Below are 8,559 nucleotides of genomic sequence, written 5' to 3'. Positions count from 1 at the left end.
AATGGCACGCGCTGCTATAGTTTTTGGGCCGCGCGCTTGACCAAAGTGCGCGGCCTGTTCTTTTTGGCCACTTCTATTCGGAGAGATATTCATGGATCGTCGTTCACTCATCAAACACGCGGGCATCGCGGGCGTGCTGGCTGCCGGAGTTGCTCCCGCAGCGCACGCGCAAACGGCGGTTCGCTGGCGCCTGGCATCGAGTTTTCCGAAGTCGCTGGACACCATTTTTGGCAGCGCTGAAACCTTCGCCAAAACGGTCAAGGCCCTGTCGGGTGGCAAGTTTGAAGTCTCGGTGCACGCTGCTGGTGAACTGATGCCCGCCTTTGGCGTGGTGGACGGCCTGCAAAACGGCACCGTCGAGATGGCGCAAACGGCCTCTTACTACTTCACCGGCAAGGACTCCATTTTTGCCTTTGGCTGCGCCGTGCCCTTTGGCCTGACCGCCCGCCAGATGGACGCCTGGATGGAGCACGGCAATGGCCGCAAGCTCATGGACGAGTTCTACGCCCAGTACAACATCAAGAGCCGCAGCGCAGGCAACACCGGCACGCAAATGGGCGGCTGGTACCGCAAAGAGATCAAGACCGTGGCCGACCTCAAGGGCCTGAAGATGCGCCTGGGCGGCGGCCTGTTCGGTGAAGCCATGCAAAAGCTGGGCGTGGTGGCACAGAACATGCCCGTCGGTGAGGTGTACCAGGCGCTGGAAAAAGGCACCCTGGACGCTGTTGAGTTTGTCGGCCCCTACGATGACCAGAAGCTGGGCTTCAACAAGGTGGCTCCTTACTACTACTACCCCGGCTGGTGGGAAGGCGGCGCCGAGCTGGAGTTCTTCATCAACACCAAGGCCTACGCGGCACTGACGCCCGAGTTCCAGGCCATCGTGGACGCTGCCACCACCGTTGCGGCGCGCGACATGACGGCCAAATACGATGCCCTCAACCCCATCGCCTTGAAAAAGCTGGTGGGCGACAAGACCAAGCTCAAGGCCTTCCCCAAAGACTTCATGGATGCGGGCTACAAGGCCTCGATGGAGGTGTTTGCCGAGCATGAGGCCAAGTCGCCCATGTTCAAGAAGATTCACCAGGACATGCGCGCCTTCCAGCGCGACCAGCTGCTGTGGGAGCGCTTCTCGGAGTTCCGCTACAACAGCTACATGACCGGCGTGAAGCTGTAACCATCCCCCTGACCTGGTGTGGCCATTGCATGAACCGCATTGACCCCACCTGGCACCAGCGCCCCCGCACTGCCTATGCACGGCAGTGCGGGGGCGCTTTTTTTGTGTTTTTCAAAAAATAAGGAGACAACCATGGACCGTCGTTCATTGATCAAAAAAGCCGGCATCGCCGGGGTGCTGGCCGCGGGTGCGGCCCCTGCCGTACATGCGCAGACTGCGGTGCGCTGGCGCCTGGCATCGAGTTTTCCGCGTTCGCTGGACACCATTTACGGCGCAGCAGACGTGTTTGCCAAGGCCGTCAAGGACATGTCGGGCGGCAAGTTTGAAATCTCGGTACACGCTGCCGGGGAGCTGATGCCCGCCTTTGGCGTGGTCGATGGGGTGCAAAACGGCACGGTGGAGATGACGCACACGGCGCCGTATTACTTCTTCGGCAAGAACGAGGCGTTTGCCATTGGCGGCGCGATTCCGTTTGGCATGAACTCGCGCCAGCTCACCGCCTGGATCATCGATGGCAACGGCGGCAAGCTGATGCGCGAGTTCTATGCCAAATACAACATCATCAATTTTGTGGGTGGCAACACGGGGGCGCAAATGGGCGGCTGGTTCCGCAAGGAAATCAAGTCGCCTGCCGACATCAAGGGCCTGAAGTTCCGCATTGGCGGCTTTGCGGGCAAAGTGATCGAGCGCATGGGCGGCGTGCCGCAAAACATTCCGGGCGGCGAGATCTACCAGGCCCTGGAAAAAGGCACCATCGACGCTGCCGAGTGGATCGGCCCGTATGACGACCAGAAGCTGGGCTTCAACAAAGTGGCGCCGTTTTACTACTACCCCGGCTGGTGGGAAGGCAGCCTGAACCTGGAGTTCTACATCAACGACAAAGCTTTCAACGCCCTGCCCAGCGAGTACAAGGCCATCGTGCAGGCCGCTGCCCACGAGGCGCATGTGGTTACCCAGGGCCGCTACGACGCGCGCAACCCCGGCGCCCTCAAGCAGCTGGTGGGCGCCAAGACCAAGGTGCTGGCTTTTCCGCCCACCGTCATGGATGCGTCGTTCAAGACCACCATGGAGCTGTACGCCCAGCTCAACGCGAGCAACCCCGACTGGAAGAAGATTTACGCCGACTACCGCAACTTCCAGCGCGATCAGGTGCTGTGGTTCCGCTTTGCCGAGTCGAGCTTTGACAACTTCATGCAGCGCCAGAAGCTGTAATCCATCCGTTTTTTAACGCCAAAAGCCGCTTGAAGCCTTGCGCTGCAAGCGGCTTTAGCTATGGTTTTTGCGTCAGTCGCGCGTGGCGCGGCGCTGCACGCCGGCAACGTAGGCCTCGCCATCGGGGGGGCGGCCTGCGCGCTGGCTCTCCCAGAGCATCTGGCCCAGGCAGTCCATGGCGGCGTGGTGGGCGTCGTGCAGCGAGTCGAGGCGCTTGGCCAGCAGCTCTACGGCCTGGCGTATGCCCCGGGGCTGGTCGATGCTGCACTGCTCGCTGATGGACAGGTGCATGGACAGGTGCAAAAACGGGTTGGCCTGCTCGGGCGTGTCGTCGTAGTTGCGGGCCACGGCGGCATCGGCGTCGGCCAGGTCGGCGTGGTACTCGGGGTGCTCGGCAATCCACAGGCTGGCCAGGGTTTCGATGGCTTCCATGGGAGCGCCGCTTGCGGCTTTGGCGTGTGCGGCGCAGAAAAAACGCCGCACATCGGCTTGGGAGGGATTGAACATGGCGCCAGAGCGTACCTCAGATGCGCCAGGCGGGCAGCTCCCAGTTGCGCCACACGGCCAGCGCGCGCAGGCCCGCCGTGACGGCCACGCAGGCCAGCACCGGCAGCCATTCGGGGGCAGCCACTTGGCGCAGCGCCAAGTCCACCCAGCCACCGGCAAAGGCACACAGCGCGTAGGGCCGGTGGTCACGGAAAGCCTGCGGGATTTCGTTGCACACCACGTCGCGCAGCACGCCGCCAAAGACGCCGGTGGTCACGCCCATCATCACGGCCACCAGCGCGGGCATGCCCAGGGCGCTGGCCAGGTCGGTGCCCACGGCGGCAAACAGGCCCAGGCCGATGGTGTCGGGCCACTGCATGGCGCGCTCGGTGGGCTGGATGTGGTGCTGGCGCATGAACACCATGGCCGCCAGCGACAGCGCCAGAATGCCCCAGACAAATTCAACGTGCCGCACCCAGAAAAAGGGGCGCTGGTCCAGCAGCACATCGCGCAGCGTGCCGCCGCCAAACGCGGCCAGAAAACCCACCACGCACACGCCCACCACATCCAGCCGCTTGCGCGCCGCCATGATGACCCCCGAGAGGGCAAAAGCCGCAGTGGCAATGAACTCCAGCACCAGCCGCAGCGTATCGATCAGGGGGGGACTCAAAATTTCCATGGCGCGATGGTAGCGTGTTGGTAGTTGCTATTGATTTAAGAGCTGCTAGCGCCCATCCACAGGGCGCTAGCAGCCAATTTGATCCCAAGAATACGCCGCCTCAGGCGCGGCGCGTGCCCAGCATCTGCGAGATGGTGTGCGCCGCTTGCAAGAGCGCGGGCAGCATGGTCTGCTGCATCACCTCGGCGCTGGTGCGGTTGGCCTGGCCGCTGATGTTCATGGCCGCTACGGTCTGCCCGGCGCGGTTGGTCAGCGGTGCGGCCATGGAGATCAAGCCCTCTTCCAGTTCCTGGTTGACCAGGCTCCAGCCCTGCTGGCGCACCTGGCGGATGCGCTCGATCAGCGTGGGCACGTCGGTCACGGTCAGGCCGGTGTGCTGCACGCGCGGGCAGGCGTGCAGGCGCCGCTCCAGCTCGGCATCGGGCAGGGTGGCCAGCAGCACGCGCCCCGACGAGGTACACGAGGCCGGCAGCCGCGAGCCCACCCCCAGGTTGGTGCGCATGATTTTGTGCGTGGGCACGCGCAGCACATACACGATGTCGGTGCCATCGAGCACCGAGGCCGAGCACGACTCGCGCACCTGCTCCACCAGCCCTTCCATCACTGGCTCGGCCAAGTCCCAGATGGGCATGGATGACAGGTAGGCAAAGCCCAGGTCAAGGATGCGCGGCGTCAGCCGGAACCACTTGCCGTCGCTCTCCACATAGCCCAGCGTTTGCAGCGTCAGCAGGATGCGCCGGGCGCCCGCGCGCGTCAGGCCCGTGCGGCTGGCCACTTCACTCAAGGTTTGCTCGGGCGCGGTGGCGCTGAACGAGCGGATCACCTCCAGCCCGCGCGCAAAAGATTGCACGTAGCTGTCACCGGGTTTGGGCGCGCTGGACTCAGGGGCCAAGGGCAGGGCGGGGGGCAAGGCGGAATGTAGGGTCATGGCAGACAGTGTTTATAATTCTGTTAGCGAACATTTGTTCATTATGAGAACAAAATGCGCTCGAATTTGAACTTTCCAACGGAAAATTTGCATGATCAACAAGATCTCGGACTCGGTAGCGCAGGCGCTGGCGGGGGTAAAAGACGGTGCCACGGTGTTGATTGGCGGCTTTGGCACGGCGGGCATTCCCGATGTGCTGATTGACGGCCTGCTGGAGCAGGGCGCGCGCGATCTGACGGTGGTCAACAACAACGCGGGCAATGCCGACTATGGCGTGGCCGCGCTGCTCAAGGCCGGGCGGGTGCGCAAGGTGATTTGCAGCTTTCCGCGCCAGGTCGATAGCTACGTGTTTGACGACCTGTACCGCAGCGGCAAGCTCGAACTGGAGCTGGTGCCCCAGGGCAACCTGGCCGAGCGCATCCGCGCAGCGGGCGCGGGCATTGGCGCTTTTTTCTGCCCCACGGCCTACGGCACCGAGCTGGCTGCGGGCAAAGAAACGCGCGACATCAACGGCAAGCAGTACGTGCTGGAGTACCCCATTTACGGCGACGTGGCCCTGATCAAGGCCGAGCAGGGCGACCGCTGGGGCAACCTCACCTACCGCAAGGCGGCGCGCAACTTTGGCCCGGTGATGGCCACCGCCGCCAAGACCACCGTGGCCACCGTCCACGAGGTGGTGGAGCTGGGCGCACTGGACCCCGAGGCCATCGTCACCCCCGGCATCTACGTCAGCCATGTGGTCAAGATCGACCACGTGGCCACGCAGGCCGGTGGCTTCAAGAAATAAGTATGAAATTGGCCTCTGGCGCACAAGGAGTAAGCGTGAGCAGCTATCAAAAACGTAGTAAAGAAGCACTGGCACAACGGGTGGCGCAAGACATCCACGACGGCGCTTACGTCAACCTGGGCATCGGCATGCCGACCCTGGTGGCCAACCACATCCCCGCTGGCCGCGAAGTGATTTTGCAAAGCGAAAACGGCATTCTGGGCATGGGCCCCGCGCCCGCTGCGGGCCAGGAAGATTACGACCTGACCAACGCCGGCAAGCAGCCCGTGACGCTGCTGCCCGGCGGTGCGTATTTTCACCATGCCGACAGCTTTGCCATGATGCGCGGCGGCCACCTCGATATTTGCGTGCTGGGCGCGTTCCAGGTCTCCAGCACGGGCGACCTGGCCAACTGGAGCACGGGCGAGCCCGGCGCCATTCCCGCCGTGGGCGGCGCCATGGACTTGGCCATCGGCGCCAAGCAAACCTGGGTGATGATGGATTTGCTGACCAAACAGGGCGCCAGCAAAGTGGTGGCGCAGTGCAGCTACCCGCTCACCGGCATTGGCTGTGTACGGCGCATTTACACCGAGCTGTGTACGCTGGAATGCACGCCCCAGGGCCTGAAGCTCATCGACACGGTGGACGGCCTCTCGCACGCCGCGCTGGAGCAGCTGGTGGGCCTGCCCATCGCCGCTGCCTGACACCGCCGCTGGCACTGCACCCGCTGCATCCGCACCCGCACCCCGTTTTTTACCGCCCACTTTTCACACCTCCCCCGGAGACAAACCCATGAACCAGGCTTTCATCTGCGACGCTATCCGCACTCCTTTTGGTCGCTACGGCGGCGCGCTGTCTGGCGTGCGCACCGACGACCTGGGCGCCATCCCCCTCAAAGCGCTGATGGCGCGCAACCCCGGCGTGGACTGGGCCGCCGTGGCCGATGTGCTGTATGGCTGCGCCAACCAGGCCGGTGAAGACAACCGCAACGTGGCCCACATGTCCAGCCTGCTGGCCGGTTTGCCCATCGACGTGCCCGGCGCCACCATCAACCGCCTGTGCGGCTCGGGCCTGGACGCCGTGGGCACGGCAGCGCGCGCCATCAAGGCGGGCGAAGCCGGTTTGATGATCGCCGGTGGCGTCGAGAGCATGAGCCGCGCGCCCTTCGTCATGCCCAAGGCCGAGAGCGCCTTCAGCCGCAACAACGCCGTGTACGACACCACGATTGGCTGGCGCTTTGTCAATCAGCTGATGAAGGCGCAGTACGGCGTCGATTCCATGCCCGAAACGGCAGAAAACGTGGCCACCGACTTTGGCATCGAGCGCGAGGCGCAAGACCGCATGGCCATGAACAGCCAGCTGCGCGCCGTCGCTGCCATCGAAGCGGGCCACCTGGCCCGCGAAATCTGCCCCGTCACCATCCCGCAAAAGAAGGGCGATGCCATCGTCGTGGACACCGACGAGCACCCCCGCAAAACCAGCCTGGAAGCATTGGCCAAGTTGAAGGGCGTGGTGCGCCCCGACGGCACCGTGACCGCCGGCAACGCCTCGGGCGTGAACGACGGCGCCTGCGCCCTGCTGCTGGCCAATGAAGCGCGCGCCGCCCAATACGGCCTCACCCCCCGCGCCCGCGTGGTGGGCATGGCCACTGCCGGTGTGGCACCGCGCATCATGGGCTTTGGCCCCACGCCCGCCACGCTCAAGGTGCTGGCGCAAACCGGCATCACGCTGGAGCAGCTGGACGTGATCGAGCTGAACGAAGCCTTTGCCGCGCAGGGCCTGGCCGTGCTGCGCGCCCTGGGCCTGCAAGACGACGATGCGCGCGTCAACGCCTGGGGCGGTGCCATTGCCCTGGGCCACCCGCTGGGCGCCAGCGGCGCGCGCCTGGTGACCACGGCGGTCAACCGCCTGCACGCCACCGGCGGCCGCTACGCCCTGTGCACCATGTGCATTGGCGTGGGCCAAGGCATTGCCGTGATTCTGGAACGCGTGTAAACACCGCTCCACCCCCCCACTTCATTCAGGACTACAGGAAACACCATGACCCATTTCACCCGCACCACCCGCCGCGCTGCCATTGGCGCCATCGCCCTGGCCGCTGCCACGCTGTCGCTGGGCGCTGCTGCGCAGGCCTACCCGACCAAGCCCATCACCATCGTCGTGCCGTTCTCGGCGGGCGGCACCACCGACATCCTGGCGCGCCTGGTGGGCCAGTACCTCACCACCGAGCTGGGCCAGCCCGTGGTGGTGGACAACAAGGCAGGCGCAGGCGGCAACATCGGTGGCGCCCTGGCAGCCAAGGCACCGGCAGATGGCTACACCCTGTTCATGGGCACGGTGGGCACGCACGCCATCAACGCCGCCCTGTACAAGAAGATGCCGTTTGACCACGTCAAAGACTTTGCCCCGCTCTCGCGCGTGGCCAACGTGCCCAACCTGCTGGTGGCCCATCCCTCGCAGCCGTTCAAGACCGTGCCCGAGATGATTGCCTACGCCAAGGCCAACCCCGGCAAGATCAACTTTGGCTCGCCCGGCAACGGCGCCTCGCCCCACCTGTCGGGCGAGCTGTTCAAGTCCATGGCCAAGGTCGAGCTGACGCACATCCCCTACAAGGGCAGCGCCCCCGCCGTCTCTGACCTGCTGGGCAACCAGATCGCCATCATGTTTGACAACATGCCCTCGGTGATTCCGCATGTGCGCTCGGGCAAGCTGCGCGCCATTGCCATCAGCACCGCCAAGCGCTCGCCCGAGCTGCCCGATGTGCCCACCATCGCTGAAGCGGGTGTGCCCGGCTACGAGGCCGTGTCGTGGTTTGGCCTGTTTGCCCCGGCGGCCACGCCCAAGCCGGTGCTGGACAAGCTCAGCACCGCGCTGTCCAAGGTGCTGGCCAACCCCGAAGTGCAAAAGAAGATCAGCGCCCAGGGCGGCGAAACCGTGAACGAGACACCGGCGCAGTTTGCCGCCTTCATCCGCAGCGAAACCACCAAGTGGGGCAAGGTGGTGAAAGAGTCTGGCGCCACGGTGGATTGATTTTTTCTGCTGCATAAACAATAGCTGCTTGCGCCCATCCACCGGGCGCTGGCGGCTATTTTCTTATGTGATTGGCGCTGGCGCCTTGCCCGCCGCAGCGGGGTGCCGCAAGCCGCTTTAAGATTTCGCCCTTTGTTTGGGAGCCTGGTTGTCATGGACTTACACCTTTGGCTGGCGTATGTGGCCGCCGCTTTTTTGATTGCCGTCTCGCCCGGCTCGGGCGCGGTGCTGAGCATGAGCCACGGCCTGGCCTACGGTGTGCGCAAGGCCAGCGCCACCATCGG

Annotated in this window: 9 protein-coding genes and 1 pseudogene; 7 read left to right on the top strand and 3 right to left on the bottom strand. The window is 64.4% G+C overall.

Annotation, left to right across the window (positions count from 1 at the left end; all coding sequences use genetic code 11):
* Positions 1-91: 91 nt before the first annotated feature.
* Positions 92-1,174: a TRAP transporter substrate-binding protein gene (locus PHX69_RS13580; RefSeq protein WP_119013846.1), complete on the top strand. Its 1,083-nt coding sequence runs from the start codon at positions 92-94 to the stop codon at positions 1,172-1,174.
* Between the two features lie 132 nt (positions 1,175-1,306).
* Positions 1,307-2,386 (top strand): TRAP transporter substrate-binding protein, encoded by a 1,080-nt coding sequence (locus tag PHX69_RS13575; protein ID WP_288044360.1) that lies wholly within the window; start codon positions 1,307-1,309, stop codon positions 2,384-2,386.
* Between the two features lie 72 nt (positions 2,387-2,458).
* Here the strand turns inward: PHX69_RS13575 and PHX69_RS13570 are convergent, their stop codons facing one another.
* From PHX69_RS13570 to PHX69_RS13560, 3 genes are all read right to left on the bottom strand, one after another.
* Positions 2,459-2,893 (bottom strand): DUF1841 family protein, encoded by a 435-nt coding sequence (locus PHX69_RS13570; RefSeq protein ID WP_119013844.1) that lies wholly within the window; start codon positions 2,891-2,893, stop codon positions 2,459-2,461.
* Positions 2,894-2,909: 16 nt separating this feature from the next.
* Positions 2,910-3,551: a trimeric intracellular cation channel family protein gene (locus tag PHX69_RS13565; protein ID WP_119013843.1), complete on the bottom strand. Its 642-nt coding sequence runs from the start codon at positions 3,549-3,551 to the stop codon at positions 2,910-2,912.
* Positions 3,552-3,651: 100 nt separating this feature from the next.
* Positions 3,652-4,479, bottom strand: coding sequence for an IclR family transcriptional regulator domain-containing protein (locus tag PHX69_RS13560; RefSeq protein ID WP_119013842.1), 828 nt, complete (start codon positions 4,477-4,479; stop codon positions 3,652-3,654).
* A 91-nt stretch (positions 4,480-4,570) separates the two neighbouring features.
* Here PHX69_RS13560 and PHX69_RS13555 point away from each other — a divergent pair, with 91 nt between their 5' ends.
* From PHX69_RS13555 to PHX69_RS13535, 5 genes and pseudogenes are all read left to right on the top strand, one after another.
* Positions 4,571-5,266 (top strand): 3-oxoacid CoA-transferase subunit A, encoded by a 696-nt coding sequence (locus tag PHX69_RS13555; protein ID WP_119013841.1) that lies wholly within the window; start codon positions 4,571-4,573, stop codon positions 5,264-5,266.
* Between the two features lie 35 nt (positions 5,267-5,301).
* Positions 5,302-5,949 (top strand): 3-oxoacid CoA-transferase subunit B, encoded by a 648-nt coding sequence (locus PHX69_RS13550; protein WP_277749426.1) that lies wholly within the window; start codon positions 5,302-5,304, stop codon positions 5,947-5,949.
* Positions 5,950-6,037: 88 nt separating this feature from the next.
* Positions 6,038-7,240, top strand: a complete 1,203-nt coding sequence (gene pcaF / locus PHX69_RS13545) for a 3-oxoadipyl-CoA thiolase (protein ID WP_119013839.1) — start codon at positions 6,038-6,040, stop codon at positions 7,238-7,240.
* Positions 7,241-7,285: 45 nt separating this feature from the next.
* A complete protein-coding gene (locus PHX69_RS13540) occupies positions 7,286-8,275 on the top strand; it encodes a tripartite tricarboxylate transporter substrate binding protein (protein WP_119013838.1) in 990 nt (329 codons plus the stop codon).
* Between the two features lie 153 nt (positions 8,276-8,428).
* Positions 8,429-8,559: pseudogene (locus PHX69_RS13535) on the top strand (lysine transporter LysE); the annotation flags it as partial.

This window comes from Simplicispira sp. (genome assembly GCF_028687295.1).
GTDB classification, from domain to species: domain Bacteria; phylum Pseudomonadota; class Gammaproteobacteria; order Burkholderiales; family Burkholderiaceae_C; genus Simplicispira; species Simplicispira metamorpha.
Note: the sequence above shows the minus strand (reverse complement) of the source record. Positions and strands in the feature narration are given on the sequence as shown.

Bases quoted from the DNA above. Each gene is read 5' to 3' on its own strand.
- PHX69_RS13580 (WP_119013846.1), top strand. From the start codon at position 92: ATGGATCGTCGTTCACTCATCAAACACGCGGGCATCGCGGGCGTGCTG.
- PHX69_RS13575 (WP_288044360.1), top strand. From the start codon at position 1,307: ATGGACCGTCGTTCATTGATCAAAAAAGCCGGCATCGCCGGGGTGCTG.
- PHX69_RS13570 (WP_119013844.1), bottom strand. From the start codon at position 2,893: ATGTTCAATCCCTCCCAAGCCGATGTGCGGCGTTTTTTCTGCGCCGCA.
- PHX69_RS13565 (WP_119013843.1), bottom strand. From the start codon at position 3,551: ATGGAAATTTTGAGTCCCCCCCTGATCGATACGCTGCGGCTGGTGCTG.
- PHX69_RS13560 (WP_119013842.1), bottom strand. From the start codon at position 4,479: ATGACCCTACATTCCGCCTTGCCCCCCGCCCTGCCCTTGGCCCCTGAG.
- PHX69_RS13555 (WP_119013841.1), top strand. From the start codon at position 4,571: ATGATCAACAAGATCTCGGACTCGGTAGCGCAGGCGCTGGCGGGGGTA.
- pcaF (WP_119013839.1), top strand. From the start codon at position 6,038: ATGAACCAGGCTTTCATCTGCGACGCTATCCGCACTCCTTTTGGTCGC.
- PHX69_RS13540 (WP_119013838.1), top strand. From the start codon at position 7,286: ATGACCCATTTCACCCGCACCACCCGCCGCGCTGCCATTGGCGCCATC.